Source organism: Agreia sp. PsM10, assembly GCF_030433855.1.
GTDB lineage: Bacteria > Actinomycetota > Actinomycetes > Actinomycetales > Microbacteriaceae > Agreia.
In genome coordinates this window covers 1-18,703 of sequence record NZ_JARUXC010000013.1, presented here as the reverse complement: position 1 = coordinate 18,703, position 18,703 = coordinate 1, and the positions used below count along the sequence as shown (strand labels likewise).

The window sequence follows — 18,703 nt, the reverse complement described above, 5'->3', positions numbered from 1 at the left end:
CTACTGGTCTAGATGCGTTCCTTCTGCTTCTTCGACAGGGTCTTCTCGTCGATGGGCGCCTCACCGCTCGCGCGCTGCTCCGCGTAGTAGTCGCGCGCCTCCCTCTGGCGCTCGGCCTCGGCGCCCGTGGCGATCGACGCGCGGATGTGCTCGGGGCCGTAGCCGAAGGCATCCACCAGGTCTTGGGCGTGCGGCCGCAGGCGCGCGATCAGACGGTCGATGTAGGCGGTCACGGCCTGCGCGCGCTTCGGAGAGAGCCTGCCGTTGATCAGGTACCACGCCAGGTGCTTCTCGACGAGCCCGAGGCCGAAGAGGTCGCGCACCCAGGTGAGAACGATGCGGGTGCCCTCGTCGTCGATCTCGTCGAGGGCGTCGGTGAACGCCTCCCACTGCAGCAGCTCGGCGTGAGCCCGGGCGGCGTCGATGACAGCGCTCTGGTTGGCGTTGAACAGGTCTGCGGCAACCTGCTTCGACGACTTGGTGCCGGGTCGCAGCCTGCCGGCCACCTCGGCCACCATCGTCTCGACCCGGTCGGTCAGCAGGGCACGCTGCGCTCCGGTCTCGCGCAGCTGTTCCACGCTGCGGGCGACAGACCCCCTGTCGGAGAGATTCTGCGCGAGGGTGCGCAATCCGGTGCCGCTGACCGTGCGGTCGGCGGCCTGCTCCACGACATAACGCGCGAGAACCCCGACATCGGCCTTGGCGAAGCGGCGACTGTAGTCGGTGAGCAGGCGCTTGGCGACGAGCTGCAGCAGAACATGGTTGTCGCCCTCGAATGTGGCGTACACGTCGAGGTCGGCCCTGAGCCCGACCAGGCGGTTCTCCGCCAGGAATCCCGCACCCCCGCAGGCCTCGCGGGCCTCCTGCAGCGTGTCCAGCGCGTGCCAGGTCGAGAGCGGCTTGAGCGCGGCGGCAAGGGTCTCGAGGTCTTGGCGGTCGGCGTCGGTGTCGGTCGCGCCCGAGAAGACGCCGTCGAATTTGGTGAGCAGCTGCTCGTGGGCGAAGCTCGCCGCGTAGGTCGTGGCGATCAGCGGAATCAGCCGGCGCTGGTGCACCTGGTAGTCGAGGATCACCTCTTCGTCGGTGTCGCTGCCCGCGGTGAACTGCCGGCGCTCGTTGCCGTAGCGAACGGCTATCGCAAGCGCCACCTTGGCCGCGGCGACCGATGCTCCATCGAGCGAGACACGACCCTGCACGAGGGTGCCCAGCATCGTAAAGAAGCGGCGGCCGGGGCTCTGGATGGGCGACGAATACGTGCCGTCGACATCCACATCGCCGTAGCGGTTGAGCAGGTTCTCGCGGGGGATGCGCACGTCGGTGAAGTGCAGGCGTCCGTTGTCGATGCCGTTGAGGCCGCCCTTGAGCCCGTCGTCTTCGCCGCCGACGCCCGGCAGGAACTGCCCGTCGGCGTCGCGAAGCGGAACGTAGAAGGCGTGCACGCCGTGGTTGATGCCCTCGGTGACGAGCTGGGCGAAGAGCACGGCCGCCGTTCCGTGGATGGCGGCGTTGCCGAGGTAGTCCTTCCACGCGCCGCGAAACGGGGTGTCGATCACGAACTCCTGGCTGCCCACATCGAAGGTCGCCGTGGTGGCGATCGCGGCGACGTCGGAGCCGTGCCCCGTCTCGGTCATGGCGAACGCCCCCGGAACCTCGAGGCTCATGATCGCGGGCAGGAAGGTCTCGTGGTGGTACTGCGTGCCCAGGTGGAGAACGGCGGCGCCGAAGAGCCCCCACTGCACACCCGACTTGATCTGCAGCGACGGGTCGGCGGTGACCAGCTCTTCGAAGCCCGCGATGTTGCCGCCGTGGTCGTCTTCGCCGCCGAGGCTCTTCGGGAAGGCCTTGTGCACTCCCCCGTGCTCGACGAGCAGCTCGAGCTGGTGGAAGACGGTGTCGCGGTGCTCCTTCAGGGACTGCCCGTCGACCCGCTGCATCTCGGGCCTGCCGGTGAGCCTGCGAGCGGCGATGCGCGCATCCGCCCACGTGCCCAGCAGGTACTGGCCGAGCGCGGCCGTGTCGATGCGGGCATCCGCCTTGTCGATCGCCATGCCGGTCGTCGTCTCGCCGAGCTTCTCGCTCTCCTCGATCCGGTCTGCGAGCTGGATCGAGCTGTCGCCGGTCGTCTCGTTCTTCACCGCGTCCACCATCATTGGCCTCTTCCGTGCGCTGTCGTCACATCTGCGTCAACGCTACGAGCGCCCGGGCGGGCACGAAAATCGACCGTCCCTGCCCTACAAAGAGCGCTCGCAGACCGAGGCGGCCCGTTGATGATGTCTACAGCCGAACGACCGTAACGCAGGCGCTCCCCCACAACGCCACCGCGACGCCGGTCACGCGGCCGACACGTCGATCACGCGGCCGGCACCTCGACGAGACGCGCCTCTCGTCGCCGCGCCGCGACATCCAGCGTGGTCGCCGCGATGAGCGCGAGGCACAGCACGGCCACGCCGGGGGCGACGAGGTCGATCGCCGCGTTGAGCCCCAGGGCCGTCGCCAGCGCGCCGGCCACGACCGCGGTGATGGCCTGCAGCAGGTACGAGAACAGGTAGAGCAGCGAGAGCGTACCGCCGCGGTGCTCGGGAAGGGCGGTGCGGTTGAGCAGCGTCAGCCCGCCGGTGAAGACGAAGGAGTAGCCGACCCCGCCCACGATGCACCAGACGACGAAGAGGGCGATCGAGCCCTGTGCAGCCGTGAGCTCCATGACGCCGAGGCCCGCGATGCTGATGACCGCTCCCACGATCAGGGACACGTGTGCCGGAACCTTCTGCAGCAGGAGCGCGGTGACCCCGATCGCCACCGACGAGATCGCGAGCAGAGCGCCGACGATGAGCAGGTTCGTGGTGCCGGTGAGGTCTCGCGCCATCGACGAGCCCAGCGACAGGAAGATCGCGCCCACGCTGTAGGCCACCACTACACCCAGCGTCGAGGCGATGAAGGTGCGCAGCAGAGAGCGGGGCACGTGGATGCCCGACGGCTTCCAGCGCGCGGGCCGTCCGTCGGGGCCGACGGCCCGGGGAGGGTTGTCGCGGCGCATGAACCACACGACGGCGAAGGCGAGACCCGCGAGAACGAACAGCACCCAGAAGCTGAGCTGCAGCGGCCATGGTGCGTACTGGGCCAGGCCTCCGCTCACGAAGAGCACGAGGGTCAGGCCCGTCGACGTCGACACTGTGGTGAGCACCGAGGCGAAGCGAGGGTTCTTCGAGAGGTTGTTCTCGACGAGCGCGGCGCTGGCCGCACCGAGGGCGAAGCCAGTTCCGACGCCCTGCAGCACCCGGCCTGCGAAGAGGAAGCCCACGTTGGGGGCGACGGCGAAGACGAAGGCCGATGCCACGATCAGGCCCACGCCGATGAGCATGGCCCGCCTGCGGCCGATCGAATCGGAGATGCCCCCGGCGAGAAGGAGGACGAGCAGCAGGGCGACGGGGTACGTGCCGAAGATCGACGTGGTCACGACCGGGGAGAGATCCCACTCCGCGGCGTAGCTCGGGTACAACGTGGATGGGGCGCCGCTGGCCCAGAGGCAGAGGGCGAGCACGGCGGCCGCAGCCCAGAAGCTGCCTCTTCTGCCCCACTGTCGGCGGGTGCGAGTAGTTCCGGTCTCGGTAGCGGTCATTTCGCCACCATACCCGCCTGACTTGGAATTTCCAATTCAGATGCGGAAGACGTATCGTGGGGCCATGGCGCACGCATCCGATACCCAGCCCCGCTGCTCGATCGCCCGCACCATGCAGGTTCTCGGCGAGAAATGGACGGTGCTGATCGTGCGCAGCGCGTTCCAGGGCGACAGCCGGTTCTCCGAGTTCCGCGACAGGCTCGGCATTCCCACCGACGTGCTGTCGGCGCGGTTGACGACCCTGGTGGATGCGGGCATCTTCGAGCGCCGCAGCTACAAGGAGGCCGGCTCGCGTGAGCGGTCGAGCTACCACCTCACCGAAGCGGGCTCAGAGCTCAAGAAGGTTCTGGCAGCCCTGAGCGAGTGGGGAACCGCCCATCGGGCCAGCGAGTTCGGGCCCAGCGCGCTCTACGTCGATCGCAATTCACACGAGGTGAGCGTCGAATTCGTGTCGGCCACAGGCGCGACCCTGGAGTGCTCCGATGTCGCCATGGTTCCGGGGCCCGGCGCGACGACCACCTGGTAGCCCTGCCCCCGCCGGTCAGCTCACGGCCGGCGCTACTTCAGTTCCTGCCTCGGGAACACGACCTTCTGGATGATGATGATCGTCGACGCCGCCACAGGGATGGCGACGAGCGCCCCGAGGATTCCGCCGAGCGTGCCGCCGGCGACCGCAGCGATCACGACGACCGCGCCCGGAACCGAGACCGCGCGGTTCATGATGCGCGGGCTGAGGAAGTAGGCCTCGAGCTGCATGTAGATGAGGTAGTAGATGAGCGCGACGAGCGCGGTCAGGGGCGACGCGAAGAGGCAGGTCAGCACGATGATGAGCGAGCCCGTGAGGGTTCCGACGAGCGGGATCAGCGAGAACAGGAAGGCCACGAAGGCGAGCAGCACGAACTGCGGTGCCCCGATGATCCAGAGGAAGATCACGCTGAGCACACCGTTCACGGCCGCGAGCGTGAACTGGCCCACGACGTAGCGCCCGACTGCAGACGTGATGTCCTCCGACACGTCGATGAAGCCGGCACGCTTACTGGCCGGAACGAAGCGGTAGGTGACGCGCTTGATCGAACGCAGCGATGCGAGGAAGTACAGCGTGAGGATCAGCACGATCGTGGCGCCCGTCACTCCGCTGGCGACCCCCACGCCCACGGCCAGGATCCCGCCGCCGAGGCTCACGAAGTTGTTCGGGTCGCTCACGAAGTCGGTGACGCTCTTCACGACGGAGTCGAAGTCCACGACCCCTGAGAGCTGCTTCTCCAACGATTTTACGAAGTCGCTGTTGACCAGGCGGGTGGCGATGTCGGGAAAGTTGGTGATGAGGTTGGTGATCTGGTCGACGATCACGGGGATGATCGTGAAGAGCAGGCCCGCGAACCCGAGGATGACCGCGGCGAAGACCACCAGGATGGCCGCCCAGCGCGGCAGCTTCTTCTCGAGCCACGACACGAGGGGGTCGAGCCCCAGCGCCAGAAACAGGGCCACACCCACGTAGATCAGCACGGTCGTCAGCTGGCCGATGATACCGCCGATGAGGATCGACACCAGCACGCCGAGGCCCCCGACGAGACCGATGCGGAACGCGTTGACCCGCACGGGAGGGAGCGCGGTGCTGCCGGGGACGACGATGTCCGACTGCGGCTCCTGAATCGCAGCCCTGTGTCGTCTTCTGTTCTTCAGCATGCGAGTCCCCGTCTTGTCGTGTCGATCACGCTCACACCACCTTAGGAGGGTCTGTTGCGCCCCAACGCACGCTTGACTTTCTCGATGGTCGACGCGGCTGGCGCCTCGTTGTAGACCCCTGCCTTCTCCTGGCCCGACATGCGCTGGATGTCGTCCATCAGCACGTCGGTCAGTCTGCGTCGCGCGCGGGCGGACGTGGCCTGCCCGTACTCCGACGCGTCGATCGGACGCCCGAACTCGACGGACACATGGTGCAGCCTGGGAATGGTCGAGCCGACGGGCTGCAGCTTCTCGGTGCCGATCAGGGCGACCGGAACGATCAGGCTGCTCGAGCTCATCGCCAGCCAGGCCGCGCCCGTTCGCCCCTTGTAGATACGCCCGTCACGCGAGCGGGTGCCCTCGGGGTAGATCGCGAACGCCTCGTCCCGCTCGAGAATGGCGAGCCCCGCATCCAGCGCGTCCTGCGCCGCCTGGCCGGCACCCCGGTCGACCGGAACGGCGCCGATCGCGGAGAAGAACGATCGCGAGAGCCACCCCTTCGCTCCCTCCCCAGTGAAGTACTCGGACTTGGCGAGGAAGGAGACGTTGCGCGGAGCAACGAGGGTGAGCACGACGCTGTCGATGAAACTCAGGTGGTTGCTCGCGAGCAGCACCCGCCCCGTCCTCGGCACGTTGTCGCGGCCGATGACCGTCGGCCTGTAGACGGCGCGGGCGACCGGCGCGAGCAGGGCACGGCTGAGGAAGGTGAGCATGCGCCCAGTCTCACAGAGTGCTCATAGCCCTGACGGCATGCACTGCGATACAGAGTGTATCTATGCCCGATTCAGGATACGGCGGCGCCCGCCACGACCTCGAGGATCGCTTCGCCGTACTTCTGCAGCTTCGCTTCGCCGATTCCGGTGATGCCCCCGGCCTGAGCCAGCGATGCGGGCCTCTCGGTGGCGATCGCCCTCAGGGTCGCGTCGCCGAAGACGATGTAGGCGGGCACGCCCTGCTCCCGCGCCTCGCCCGCGCGCCAGGCGCGCAGCTTCTCGAAGAGTTCCTGGTCGGCCGGCGCGAGCTCGGCCGTGGCGGCCTTCGACTTCGACGACCCAGACGAGCGCACACTGCGGGCGGCCCGTTCGGCCTCGCGCCTCATCGACACCGGATGCCTGCCGGCGAGCACCTCGCCGCTCGCCTCGGTGATCACCAGGGTGCCGTAGCCGTCGTCGTTCACCGCGAGCAGTCCCTGAGCCAGGAGCTGGCGCACGACACCCCGCCACTGCTGGTCGCTGAGGTCTTGCCCGATGCCCCAGGTGGAGAGGCTCTGGTGATTCAACTGCGTGACCCGATCGGTGACCTTGCCGCGCAGGATGTCGATGAGCTGGCCTGCGCCGAAGCGCTGGTTGCGCTCGCGCTGCAGGCGCACGACAGTGGAGAGCAGTTTCTGGGCCGCGACCGTGCCGTCCCACGACTCGGGCGGCTCGAGGCAGGTGTCGCAGTTGCCGCACGGCGTCGACTGCTGACCGAAGTAGCCGAGCAGGTTGACCCGACGGCAGTGCACGGTCTCGCACAGGGCGAGCATGGCGTCGAGGTGGGCCGACAGCCGACGGCGATGAGCGAGGTCGCCCGGTGACTCGTCGATCATGCGCCGCTGCTGCACCACGTCCTGCAGCCCGTAGGCGAGCCAGGCCGTCGACGGCAGTCCGTCGCGCCCGGCGCGGCCGGCCTCCTGGTAGTAGCCCTCCACCGATTTGGGCAGGTCGACGTGCGCGACGAAGCGCACGTCGGGCTTGTCGATGCCCATGCCGAACGCGATCGTGGCGACGATGATGATGCCGTCTTCGCGCAGGAACCGCGACTGGGTCGACGCCCGCAGCCGCGAATCGAGGCCCGCGTGATAGGGCAGCGCCTTGAGTCCGTTGTCGGCCAGGAACTGCGCGGTCTTCTCGACCGTGTTGCGAGACAGTGCGTAGACGATGCCCGAGTCGGTGGGATGCTCGCCCTTGATGAGCGAGAGAAGCTGCTTGCGCACCTCGCCCTTGTTCTCGATGCGGTACCGGATGTTCGGCCGATCGAAGCTGGCGACGAAGTGCTTCGCCTGCTGCATGCCCAGGCGTTCGGTGATCTCGGCGTGGGTCGCCTCGGTCGCCGTGGCGGTGAGGGCGATGCGCGGAACCTGCGGCCAGCGCTCGGCGAGCTCGGAGAGGGCGAGGTAGTCGGGGCGGAAGTCGTGGCCCCATTGGGACACGCAGTGGGCCTCGTCTATGGCGAACAGCGCGATCTCGCCCTGCGCGAGGAACCTCTTGGTGGCCTCGTTGGAGAGCCGCTCCGGCGCGACATAGAGGAGGTCGAGCTGCCCGCCGAGGTAGGCGTTCTCGACGCGCGCCCGCTCCGCGGCATCCTGCGTCGAATTGAGGAACGCGGCGCGCACCCCCACCGCCGTGAGCGCGTCGACCTGGTCTTGCATGAGCGCGATGAGAGGAGAGATCACGATGCCCGTGCCCCGGCGCACGAGCGACGGGATCTGGTAGCAGAGGGATTTGCCGCCACCGGTGGGCATGAGCACGACGGTGTCGCCACCGTCGATGACGTTCTGGATGATCGCGGCCTGGTCGCCGCGGAAGGTCTCGTACCCGAACACCCGCTGCAGGGCCTCGACGGCGGTCTCCGGGGAGGTCGTCTCGACAGGCTCGGCGGACGGGACGTCTGTTCCCGAAGCCCCCGTTCCCTGAGCCTGTCGAAGGGGTGCCTGTGGAACCGGACCCTCGTCGTAGTACGGATCGTAGGGCGGCTCGTCGTCGAGGGGTGGCGGTTCGGCCTCCGGGTCCCAGGGGATGTCTGCGTTCCACGTCACGCCCAGAAGTGTACCGGCGCCCGCCGACCCCGAGCCCGCGAGCGCCCGTCTCTGTGCAGACCGGACCGCGCTAGGCTCGACATCCATGCTCGTCACCCTGTTCGGCCTCGCGGGTGCATTCGTCTACGGCGCAGCGGACTTCCTCGGCGGTCTCGCCTCGCGGCGCCTGTCTCCGTTCGCCGTCACGGGGATAGCTGCCGGGTCGGGGGCCGTCGTGCTCGTCGCCGTGTACCCGTTCGTCGGCGGAAACTGGTCGGCGGAGGCGGTTCTCTGGGGCAGCATCTCCGGCGTCTCGGGCGCGATCGGCATCTCGTTGCTGTACGCCTGTCTCGCGATCGGGCCCATGAGCATCCTGTCGCCGCTGACCGCCGTGATCTCGGCCATCGTTCCCCTGTCGATCGGGCTCGCGCGGGGCTCGGCCTTCCATCCGATCGGCTACGCGGCGCTGGCGCTCGCGCTGGTGGCCGTCGTTCTCGTCGGATTCGTGCCCGAGAAGGATGCCGTGCGGCCGAGCCTTCGCGGAATCCTCATGGCCATCGGCTCGGGCGCCACGATCGGCATCTTCCTGGTGGCCATCGATGCCGCACCCGCCGACTCGGGGCTCGTCCCCCTGTTCCTCAACCGTGCCGTCAACGGCGCGATCATGGGTGCGGTCGTGCTGGCGGCGTTTCTCGTCGCACGCCGGCGATCGGATGCGATGGCCCGGCCCGCATCCGCATCCGCACGGCCCGGCGCGGCCGGCCTTGGCGCCGCCCTTGCACTCGCCCTCGCGTGCGGCGTCGCCGACGCGGCGGCGAACGGCCTGATCCTCGCCGGACTGCGCCTCGGCGAGCTCTCGGTGACGTCGGTGCTCACGGCTCTCTACCCGGCCGGAACCATCATTCTTGCGTCGATCGTGCTGAAGGAGCGCATCGCTCCGCTGCAGGCGGTCGGCCTGGTTCTCGCGCTCGCCGCCGCCGCCATGCTGTCACTCGCCTGATCACTCCCTGATCGGCGGCCGCCCGGCAGCGTGGTTTGGTTACCCTGCCCTAAGCTGGACAGTGGAGGATCGATGAGAAACGTGAGCACCAGGCTGCTTCTGACCTGCGCCGCCATCGGCGTCGCCGGCGGCCTCGTCTTCGCGCTCAACGCCTGGATCGGCGGCACGATCGCTGCTCTCGCCCCGCTCTTCTACGGGTTCACTATCGGGGTCTACTTCGTGCCCGGCGTGGTCGCGCAGTATGTGATCAGACGCGGCGGAGTGGCTGTGCTGACAGCCAGCATCGCGGGCCTCGTCACCGCTCCCCTCCAGCCCCTCGGGTTCTGGGCCACGATCATCGCCATCGCCATCGGGGCCTTCCAGGAGCTGCCGTTCCTCGTCACGAGATATCGCCGCTGGAGCACGTGGCTGTTCCTCGTGGGCGGCGTCATCGCCGGCGTGGTCTGCGCCGTCGGCATGTACAGGACGCTCGCGAAGGACTCCCTCGACGCCGCCTCGGGTGCCGTGCTGATGTCGGGCTACTTCGTCGCGCCCGTCGTCTTCACCGCTCTCGCGGTGCTGCTCGGCGCAGCGCTCGTGCGCACCGGCGTCGCCCGCGGCCTGCGCTCCGAGCACGCTCGCAGCACTCCTGCGGCGTGACGGTCGCAGACCCGCACGACGCGGCAGCGGCGGCGGATGCGCACCAGACCCGCGCGGTCCGGGTGAAGTCGGTGTCGATCCGGCACGAGGGGCGCGACACGACGACCCCGACCGAGGTGACGTTCGACGTCGATCCGGGAGAGGTCGTTCTGCTGCTCGGCCCCTCGGGCTGCGGCAAGTCGACGCTCGCGCTCGCGCTGAACGGGCTCGTGCCGCACGCGGTTCCCGCCGAGCTCACGGGCACGGTGACAGTGAGCGGGATGCGCACCGCTCACGAGACGGTGGCTCGACTCAGCGAGCGCGTGGCCATGGTGTTCCAGGATCCTGACTCGCAGATGGTCACGGGCACACTGCTCGACGAGGTGGCGTTCGGTCCCGAGAACCTGCTGCTCGACCGGGCCGAGGTGCTGTCGCGCGCCGAGGAGAGCCTGCGCCAGGTGGGCCTGTGGGAGCGTCGGGGAGACAACCCCGACACGCTCTCGGGAGGCGGTCGACAGCGGCTCGCCATCGCCTGCGCCCTCGCGATGAAAGCCCCGGTGCTCGTACTCGACGAACCGACGGCCAACCTCGACCCTGCCGGAATCGATGAGGTCTACGCGGTGCTGCGGACCCTCGTCGTCGGCGGCGACCACGCGATCGTGCTCGTCGAGCACAACCTCGACGCGGCCATCGAGCTCGTCGACCGCGTGATCGTGCTTGACAGGAACGGGCGGCTCGCCATTCAGGGCCCGACCAGGCACGTGCTCGTCGACCGGGTCGACGAGCTCATGCGCCTCGGCGTCTGGCTGCCCGTCGCACTGCTCGCGGCGCTGCGACTCCTCGAGGCCGGCATCCGACTCGATCCCCTTCCCCTCACTCCGCACGAGCTGACCGTCGCGCTCGATGCGCAGGATGCCCTCCCCGCGCCGGTCGCCACGGGTGCGGTCGACGAGACGGGCGCGACAGGCGTCGCGCGAACACCCCCAGCTACGGAACCGGCCGTGCGGGTGACCGCACTCGATCTCGATCGCGGGCGCACCCGCATCCTGAACGGTATCGACGTGACGATCGAGCACGGCTCGTTCGTGGCGATCGTCGGAACGAACGGCGCGGGCAAGACCACCCTCCTGCAAGCCATTGCGGGCGTCATCCGAGCACCGGCCGGCCGCATCGATGTTCTCGGGCTGGACCCCGCCAAGGCCGACGCGCACACACTCGCCCGCACCGTCGGCTTCGTCTTTCAGAACCCCGAGCACCAGTTCATCAAGTCGACCGTCGCGGAGGAGCTCGCCCACGGACCGCGGCTCCAGGGCATCCCGGCCGACGAGGTCGAGGCGCGGGTGTCGGCCATGCTCGAGCGCTTCGATCTGCAGGAGCTGCGCGACGAGCATCCGTTCCTGCTCTCGGGCGGGCAGAAGCGTCGACTCTCCGTGGGCACCGCGCTCATCGACGGCGCGCCGCTGCTCGCCCTCGACGAGCCCACCTTCGGGCAGGACAGGGCGCGGGCGTCGGAGCTGCTGACCCTGCTCGACGGGCTCAACGCTCAGGGCACGACCGTGCTCGTCGTCACGCACGACCTGCAGCTCGTGGCCGAGCACAGCAGCCACATCCTCGTTCTCGACTCGGGCAGGGTCGCGGCGTTCGGCCCCACGGCCTCGGTGCTCGCATCCGACGCCCTCGACGAAGCGGGGCTGCGCAGGCCGCCGCTGGCCCGGGCCTTCCGCGAACTCGAGCGGCATCCGTCGTGGAGATCGGTCACGCGGCTCCGCGATCTGCCCTGGGGGCCGACGTCGTGACCCCGTCTCGCGCCGCCGTGTCGAAGCCGCCGATCGACCCCTACGCTGCACCTCCCGACTTCGGTCCCTGGCGCTTTCTGCACCGCCTCAATCCGCTCTCGAAGATCGCGGCTCCCCTGCCCGCCATGGCTCTGCTGCTGTTCACCCGCGATGTCATGACGCCCCTCGTCTTCTGCCTGATCGCCCTCACTCTGCTCGTGATCGGCGCCCACCTGCGTGCACGCTCCCTGCTCCTCCTGCTCGTCGCGATCCCCGTGGTCGTGGGCGTCATGTCGGTGAGCTTCGGCATCTGGGCCGATCCGGCGGCGTCGGCCGATCCGTCGGTGATCGTCGAAGCCGGGCCGCTCCACCTCACGGTCGGCGGCTGGCTCATCGGACTGGCCACCGCGCTGAGGCTCGCCGCCATCGTTCTGCTCGCGCTCGTCGGCGGCCTCACATCGACCGGGCCCGACCTCGTGCGCTCGCTGGTGCAGCAGCTGCGTGTGCCGTACAGGCTCGGCTACACGGCGCTGGCCGCGTTCCGCTTCGTGCCCCGCTTCGGTCACGAACTCGAGGTGATCAGGCAGGCGCATCGAGTGCGCGGCATCTCGGATGGGCGGGGTCCGATCGCGTGGCTCGTGCGCACGGCCGGTTACGTCGTGCCGCTGCTGGCGGGGGCCATCAGGCACGCCGAACGAGTGGCGCTCGCCATGGACTCGCGCGCCTTCGGCGCCCACCGCACACGCACCGAACGCTACTCGATCGCCTTCCGCGCCAGGGACTGGATCTTCATCGTGGTGTTCTGGGCCGCCACCGCCGTCGTCGTCGTCTTCGCGTCATGATCGGGCGGTGAGGGAGTCTCATTGAGTGAGGGGCCGATCCGACTCCCTTCACGAGACGTGACGAAAGGACAGGCGATGATGCCATCCGTCTTCACCCGCAGCATCCAGTCAGCCGCGACCGGCTGCATCCTGGGCCTCTTCACCCGGCGGCCGCACGCACCGGTCGTGCACCGCAGCACCTGGACCGACGACGATGCGTACCGCCATGCGGTGGCAGCCTTCCAGTCGGCCCACGGCAGATCCCCGAGAATCGACTCGCGGTTTCCGAGCGAGCGCCGGCTCGCACTCTGGATGCAGTCGGCGAGCGCGTCGACGCCCACGGCCAGGCCCCGACGGTTCGGCGCACATTTGTAAATCATTCCAACTAGGAATACCGTTCTACTCGAGCGTCACCGGTGCCTCTTACGATGGGCGCACAGCACGTTCACTCCTGTCGCTCTCGTGAGGAACCACCGTGGAACTCATCCGCCTCATCATCCATCACCTGAAGCCCTACACGGGCTGGGTGATCGCCGTCGTCGTCTTCCAGTTCGTCTCGACGCTCGCGGCCCTGTACCTGCCCAGCCTCAACGCCCAGATCATCGACAAGGGCGTATCGACAGGCGACACGGAGTTCATCTGGTCGACAGGCATGACCATGCTGCTCGCCTGCGTCGTGCAGGTGGCCACCGCCATCGCGGGCATCTACTTCGGCGCCCGCACGGCCATGGCCGTCGGTCGCGACCTGCGGCGCGAGATCTATCGCAAGGTCGACACCCTGGGCGCCATCGACGTCGCCAAGTTCGGAACGGCCACTCTGATCACCCGCGGCACGAACGACGTGCAGCAGGTGCAGATGCTCGTGCTGATGATGCTCAACTTCATGGTCTCGACGCCGATCATGTGCATCGGCGGAATCATCTTCGCCCTCCGCGAAGACGCGGGTCTGTCCTGGCTGGTGTGGGTCTCGGTGCCGCTGCTGTTCGTGATCGTCGGCGTCCTCGTCTTCCTGCTGCTGCCCCTGTTCCGGCTCATGCAAGACCGCATCGACGGCATCAACAGCGTTCTGCGCGAGCAGATCATGGGCATCCGGGTGGTGCGGGCCTTCGTGCGCGAACCGTTCGAGTCCGAGCGCTACCAGCGGGCCAACGAGGCCATCACGGTCGTGTCGGTCAAGGTCGGCAACCTCTTCGTTCTCATGTTCCCCGCCATCATGATGATCCTGCACCTGGCCACAGCCGCCGTGCTGTGGTTCGGCGGCCAGAGAGTCGACGCCGGCGACATCCAGGTGGGCTCCCTCACCGCGTTCCTGCAGTATCTGCTGCAGATCCTCACCGCCGTCATGATGGGTGTCTTCATGGTCATGATGATCCCCCGCGCCGTCGTCTGCGCCGAGCGCATCAGCGAGGTGCTCGCCACGCAGCCGAGCATGGCCGTGCCCGTGCGGCCGGCGCCCCGCGTTCCCACTGCCGGCCGTGTCGAGTTCACCGACGTCACGTTCGGCTATCCGGGAGCCGAACGCCCCGTTCTCGACCACGTCTCCTTCGTCGCCGAACCGGGCAAGACCACGGCGATCGTCGGATCGACCGGTGCGGGCAAGACCACGCTGCTCAATCTCATCCCCCGGCTCTACGACCCGCAGGGCGGCGCCGTCACGATCGACGGAGTGCCCGTCTCCGACCTCGACCGGCGCCAGATAGCCCACCTCGTCGGCCTCGTGCCGCAGAAGCCGTACCTGTTCTCGGGAACCATCGCATCCAATCTGCGTTTCGGCCGCCCCGACGCGAGCGACGAGCAGTTGTGGCAGGCCCTCGAGGTCGCACAGGGAGACGACTTCGTGCGGGCGAAAGAGAAGGGGCTCGACGAGCGCATCTCGCAGGGCGGCACCAACGTGTCGGGGGGCCAACGTCAACGGCTCTGCATCGCCCGGGCGCTGGTGGCAGACCCGCAGGTCTACCTGTTCGACGACTCCTTCTCCGCGCTCGACGTCGCCACAGACGCCCGCCTGCGCGAGGCCCTGTTCGCGGCCACCCGGGGCGCGACCGTCATCATCGTCGCCCAGCGCATCTCGACGATCCGGGCGGCCGACCAGATCCTCGTCGTCAACGACGGGGTCATCGTGGCGCGTGGCACCCATGACGAACTGCTCGACGAGAGCGAGACGTACCGCGAGATCGTCGGATCCCAGATGAGCATCGAGGGGGTGGCCTGATGGCTCGCAACACGAAGAAGAGCTCGTCCACCGACGAGACGCCCACCGTCATCGACGAACTCGACGTCGAGTACATTCCTACAGAGGCCGACGGCGACATGTTCGGTGGCGCGCCGGCCAAGAAGGCGCAGCAGTTCTGGCCCTCGGCCAAACGGCTGGTCGGGCTGCTCGGCCCCGAACGGGTCAAGATGAGCATCGTCGTCGGGCTGGTCGTCATCTCCGTCGTGCTCACGGTCATCGCGCCCAAGATCCTGGGGCAGGCCGTCGACACCATCTTCAACGGGGTGATCGGCTCCCAGCTGCCAGCCGGCGTTCCCCTCGCCCAGATCGTCGCCGAGACGCGAGCGTCGGGCAACAACGACTTCGCCGATCTCCTCGAGAAGTCCGACATCGTCCCCGGCCAGGGCATCGACTTCATGGTGCTGGGACGCCTCATCATCATCGTTCTGCTCATGTACATCGTCGCCTCGGTGCTCAACTGGGCACAGGGGTACATCTTGAACGGCCTCGTCATGCGAGTGGTCTTCCGCCTCCGTCAAGACATCGAGGTCAAGCTCAACAAGCTGCCGCTCAGCTACTTCGACTCGCGCCAGCGCGGCGACACCATGTCGCGCGTCACCAACGATGTCGACAACATCCAGGCCGCGTTGCAGCAGGCCTTCTCGCAGCTGGTCCAATCCGCCCTCACGGTGATCGGCATCGTCATCGTCATGTTCATCGTGTCGTGGCAGCTCGCCCTCATCGCATTGATCGCGCTTCCCCTCTCCGCGGTCATCGCGGGCGTCATCGGCTCTCGATCGCAGAAGCTCTTCGCGGCCCAATGGAAGAACACGGGCTCGTTGAACGGCCACATCGAGGAGTCCTTCTCCGGGCTCGAGCTCGTGCGGGTGTTCGGTCGCGACAAAGAGCTGGTCGCCGAGTTCGACGAACGCAACGAGAAGCTCTACTCGGCGTCCTTCGGCGCCCAGTTCGTCTCGGGCATGATCATGCCGGCCATGACGTTCGTGTCGTACCTGTCGTACGTGCTGATCGCCGTCGTCGGCGGCCTGCGCGTCGCATCCGGGCAGATGACCCTCGGTGACGCGACCGCGTTCATCCAGTACTCGCGCGAGTTCTCGCAGCCCCTCGGCCAGATCGCGGGCATGGCGAACATGCTGCAGTCCGGCGTCGCATCGGCCGAGCGCACGTTCGAGCTTCTCGACGCCGACGAGCAGAGTCCCGACGAGGTCACGGCCGAGCTGCCGGCACGTACCGACGGACATGTGCGATTCGACGACGTGTCGTTCAGCTACGACCCCGAGAAGCCGCTCATCGAGTCACTCTCCCTCGAGGCCAAGCCCGGCCACACGGTGGCCATCGTCGGGCCGACCGGCGCAGGCAAGACAACGCTCGTGAACCTGGTCATGCGCTTCTACGAACTCACCGGCGGGCGCATCCTGCTCGACGGCGTCGACATCACGCAGCTCTCGCGAGGCACACTGCGCTCGCGCGTGGGCATGGTGCTGCAAGACGCCTGGCTCTTCGAAGGCACGATTCGGGAGAACATCCGCTACGGACGACTCGACGCCACAGACGACGAGGTGGTCGAGGCGGCACAGGCCACCATGGTCGATCGCTTCGTGCGCCAGCTGCCCCTGGGCTACGACACCGTGCTCGACGCCGACGGAGGCAGCGTGTCGGCCGGCGAGCGCCAGCTCATCACCATCGCGCGCGCCTTCATTGCGAACCCGTCCCTGCTCATCCTCGACGAGGCGACGTCGTCGGTCGATACCCGCACCGAACTGCTGGTGCAGCACGCCATGGCCGCCCTTCGCACAGATCGCACCTCCTTCGTCATCGCACATCGACTCTCCACGATCCGCGACGCCGACACCATCCTGGTCATGGAGAACGGCCGCATCGTCGAACAGGGAAGCCACGACGAGCTTCTCGAATCTCGTGGCGCGTACTACTCGCTCTACATGACACAGTTCCGTGGCGAGCAGGTCGACACCGCCGAGGCCGCCCCGCAAGAGAAGGAGTAGCGCCATGGACTGGACACTCGAGGTCATTGTGCTTCCGGTGGCAGACATCGAGCGATCGATCGGCTTCTACCGCGATCAGCTCGGCTTCGCACTCGACCACGACACGACGACGACGCAGATGCGGGTCGTGCAGCTCACGCCTCGCGGCTCGGGCTGCTCGATCGTGTTCGGCATGTCGCAGATGGAACCCGGCTCGATGAAGGGCCTGCAGCTGGTCGTCTCCGATGCGGCCGCCGCTCGCTTCGAGCTTCTCGAACGCGGCGTCGAGGTCAGCGATCTCTCCATCTTCGACGCAGAGCGCGACGGCGGCACGTTCTTCTTCTTCGACGATCCCGACGGCAACAGCTGGTCGGTGCAGCAGATGACGGTGCGGGCAGAGAAGCCGCTCATCCCCCTCGACGCCCGCTGACGGCCTGCGCGGCGACGCATCCGCGTCCGTTCGGCGCATCCGCGGCCCGACGACCGGCAGCCGATACGCCGGAGAGAAGCGGATTCTCCGGCAACGCAGAAGCGCCCCCGTCCCGGAAGGGAGGGGGCGCTTCGCGTTGCCGCTGTGGCAGATGGTGCGGGGTGTGACTACACGCTGCGCAGGTCGTCGATCAGGCGGTCGCCCGGGCGGGCGTGCTCCGTGTCGGCCGTGATCTCCGCGCGGCCGAGGAGCTCGTCCATGCGGCGCTGGCGCGAACGGTTGATCAGCGTCACGACCGTGCCCTTCTTGCCCGCGCGGCCGGTGCGGCCGGAGCGGTGCAGGTAGGTCTTGTACTCGTCGGGGGCATCGGCCTGGATGACCAGGTTGATGTCGTCGACGTGGATTCCGCGAGCTGCGACATCGGTCGCGACCAGCACGTTGACCCGGCCACTGGTGAGCAGCTGAAGGTTGCGCGTGCGGCGCGACTGGTTGAGGTCACCGTGCAGGCTGGTGGCCGGGATGCCGGCGTCGTCGAGCTGGTCGGCCAGCTCTTCGGCGAAGGCGCGGGTGCGGGCGAAGACGAGAGTCTTGCCGGGGCCCGAGGCGAGCTGCTGGATGATCTCGCGCTTGTCGCGCTGCTCGATGAGCAGCACGCGGTGGTCGATCGTGGAGGAGGCCTGGTCTTCACCGGCGACCTCGTGCACCGACGGGTTCACGAGGAACTCGTTGACCAGCTGGGCCACGCCCTTGTCGAGGGTCGCCGAGAACAGCAGGCGCTGTCCGCCGTCTGCGACCAGACGCAGGATGCGCTGGACCGGCTCGAGGAATCCGAGGTCGCACATGTGGTCGGCCTCGTCGAGAACCGTGATGGTGACCTTGGAGAGGTCGAGACGACCCTGCTCCACGAGGTCTTCGAGGCGGCCGGGGGTCGCGATCACGATGTCGGTGCCGCGCTGCAGGGCGGAGACCTGCTTGAACTGCGGAACGCCGCCGAACACGGTGGTCGTGTTGAGGCCGACGGCGCGGGCGATGGGCTGCACCGTGCGGTCGATCTGCATGGCGAGCTCACGCGTCGGGGCGAGGATCAGGGCGCGGGGCAGGCGACCGGGCTTGCGGCCCTTCGCTCCACCGTTCTCCATCAGTCGCTCGACGACGGGTGCTCCGAAGGCGATCGTCTTGCCGGAGCCGGTCTTGCCACGGCCGAGCACGTCTTTTCCGGCGAGGACGTCGGGGATGGTCGCAGCCTGGATCGGGAACGGGCTGAGCGCTCCCATCGACTGCAGCTGGCGCTCGATGTTGTCGCCCAGACCGAGGTCCTTGAACGAGACACCCTCGACCTCGACCGCGGTCGTGGCCTGGGCCTCGAGGCGCTCGAGCACGACGTCGTCTACCGGAGCGTGTCCGACCGTGGGTCGGTCATCGCGCTTCGGGTAGAAGTCCGAGCCGCGGTCATTGCTGCGCTGCGGGCGGTCACCGTATGAGGGACGCTCCGTGCGAGCCGGACGGTCACCGTACGACGGGCGCTCGGTGCGGTCACCGTAGGAGGGGCGCTCCGTGCGAGCCGGGCGGTCGCCGTACGACGGGCGCTCGGTGCGGTCACCGTAGGAGGGGCGCTCCGTGCGAGCCGGGCGGTCGCCGTATGACGGGCGATCGTTGCTGCGCTGGGGACGGTCACCGTACGAGGGACGGTCGTTGCTGCGCTGCGGACGGTCACCGTACGAGGGACG

The 18,703-nt window shown here is 68.1% G+C and carries 15 protein-coding genes; 9 read left to right on the top strand and 6 right to left on the bottom strand.

What is annotated here, in order from left to right:
* Nucleotides 1-8: 8 nt before the first annotated feature.
* Nucleotides 9-2,048, bottom strand: coding sequence for an acyl-CoA dehydrogenase family protein (locus QCD70_RS14805; RefSeq protein ID WP_301217801.1), 2,040 nt, complete (start codon nucleotides 2,046-2,048; stop codon nucleotides 9-11).
* 302 nt (nucleotides 2,049-2,350) lie between these two features.
* A complete protein-coding gene (locus tag QCD70_RS14800) occupies nucleotides 2,351-3,616 on the bottom strand; it encodes an MFS transporter (protein ID WP_301217606.1) in 1,266 nt (421 codons plus the stop codon).
* A gap of 64 nt (nucleotides 3,617-3,680) precedes the next feature.
* Here QCD70_RS14800 and QCD70_RS14795 point away from each other — a divergent pair, with 64 nt between their 5' ends.
* On the top strand, nucleotides 3,681-4,142 hold the full coding sequence (locus QCD70_RS14795) for a winged helix-turn-helix transcriptional regulator (RefSeq protein WP_301217604.1): 462 nt from the start codon (nucleotides 3,681-3,683) through the stop codon (nucleotides 4,140-4,142).
* A 32-nt stretch (nucleotides 4,143-4,174) separates the two neighbouring features.
* Here QCD70_RS14795 and QCD70_RS14790 read toward each other — a convergent pair whose 3' ends face one another.
* From QCD70_RS14790 to recQ, 3 genes are all read right to left on the bottom strand, one after another.
* Nucleotides 4,175-5,302 carry an AI-2E family transporter gene (locus QCD70_RS14790; protein WP_301217602.1) on the bottom strand — a complete coding sequence of 376 codons (1,128 nt, stop codon included), beginning with the start codon at nucleotides 5,300-5,302 and terminating at the stop codon, nucleotides 4,175-4,177.
* A 41-nt stretch (nucleotides 5,303-5,343) separates the two neighbouring features.
* Entirely contained in the window at nucleotides 5,344-6,054 is a 711-nt protein-coding gene (locus tag QCD70_RS14785; protein ID WP_301217600.1) for a lysophospholipid acyltransferase family protein, read from the bottom strand.
* 71 nt (nucleotides 6,055-6,125) lie between these two features.
* Complete coding sequence (gene recQ / locus QCD70_RS14780) at nucleotides 6,126-8,138, bottom strand: DNA helicase RecQ (RefSeq protein WP_301217598.1); 2,013 nt, start codon at nucleotides 8,136-8,138, stop codon at nucleotides 6,126-6,128.
* Nucleotides 8,139-8,223: 85 nt separating this feature from the next.
* Between recQ and QCD70_RS14775 the strand changes: the two genes are divergently transcribed.
* The 8 genes from QCD70_RS14775 (at nucleotide 8,224) to QCD70_RS14740 (ending at nucleotide 16,976) form a co-directional block, all read left to right on the top strand.
* Complete coding sequence (locus QCD70_RS14775) at nucleotides 8,224-9,117, top strand: EamA family transporter (RefSeq protein ID WP_301217596.1); 894 nt, start codon at nucleotides 8,224-8,226, stop codon at nucleotides 9,115-9,117.
* A gap of 81 nt (nucleotides 9,118-9,198) precedes the next feature.
* Nucleotides 9,199-9,756 (top strand): ECF transporter S component, encoded by a 558-nt coding sequence (locus tag QCD70_RS14770; RefSeq protein WP_301217594.1) that lies wholly within the window; start codon nucleotides 9,199-9,201, stop codon nucleotides 9,754-9,756.
* Nucleotides 9,753-11,531, top strand: coding sequence for an ABC transporter ATP-binding protein (locus tag QCD70_RS14765; RefSeq protein WP_301217592.1), 1,779 nt, complete (start codon nucleotides 9,753-9,755; stop codon nucleotides 11,529-11,531). Before QCD70_RS14770 ends, QCD70_RS14765 begins: the two co-directional genes overlap by 4 nt.
* 17 nt (nucleotides 11,532-11,548) lie before the next feature.
* Nucleotides 11,549-12,352: an energy-coupling factor transporter transmembrane component T gene (locus QCD70_RS14760; RefSeq protein ID WP_441004948.1), complete on the top strand. Its 804-nt coding sequence runs from the start codon at nucleotides 11,549-11,551 to the stop codon at nucleotides 12,350-12,352.
* Between the two features lie 75 nt (nucleotides 12,353-12,427).
* The gene (locus QCD70_RS14755; RefSeq protein WP_301217590.1) at nucleotides 12,428-12,706 is read left to right on the top strand and encodes a hypothetical protein; all 279 of its coding nucleotides are present in this window, start codon (nucleotides 12,428-12,430) and stop codon (nucleotides 12,704-12,706) included.
* 100 nt (nucleotides 12,707-12,806) lie between these two features.
* The gene (locus QCD70_RS14750; protein WP_301217588.1) at nucleotides 12,807-14,543 is read left to right on the top strand and encodes an ABC transporter ATP-binding protein; all 1,737 of its coding nucleotides are present in this window, start codon (nucleotides 12,807-12,809) and stop codon (nucleotides 14,541-14,543) included.
* Nucleotides 14,543-16,567, top strand: a complete 2,025-nt coding sequence (locus QCD70_RS14745; RefSeq protein WP_301217586.1) for an ABC transporter ATP-binding protein — start codon at nucleotides 14,543-14,545, stop codon at nucleotides 16,565-16,567. The genes QCD70_RS14750 and QCD70_RS14745 overlap by 1 nt, the downstream gene beginning before the upstream one ends.
* A gap of 4 nt (nucleotides 16,568-16,571) precedes the next feature.
* Nucleotides 16,572-16,976, top strand: a complete 405-nt coding sequence (locus QCD70_RS14740; RefSeq protein WP_301217584.1) for a VOC family protein — start codon at nucleotides 16,572-16,574, stop codon at nucleotides 16,974-16,976.
* Nucleotides 16,977-17,143: 167 nt separating this feature from the next.
* On the opposite strand, the gene QCD70_RS14735 is transcribed toward QCD70_RS14740, so the two are convergent.
* The coding region (locus tag QCD70_RS14735) for a DEAD/DEAH box helicase (protein WP_301217582.1) at nucleotides 17,144-18,703 on the bottom strand (1,560 nt) is incomplete at its 5' end.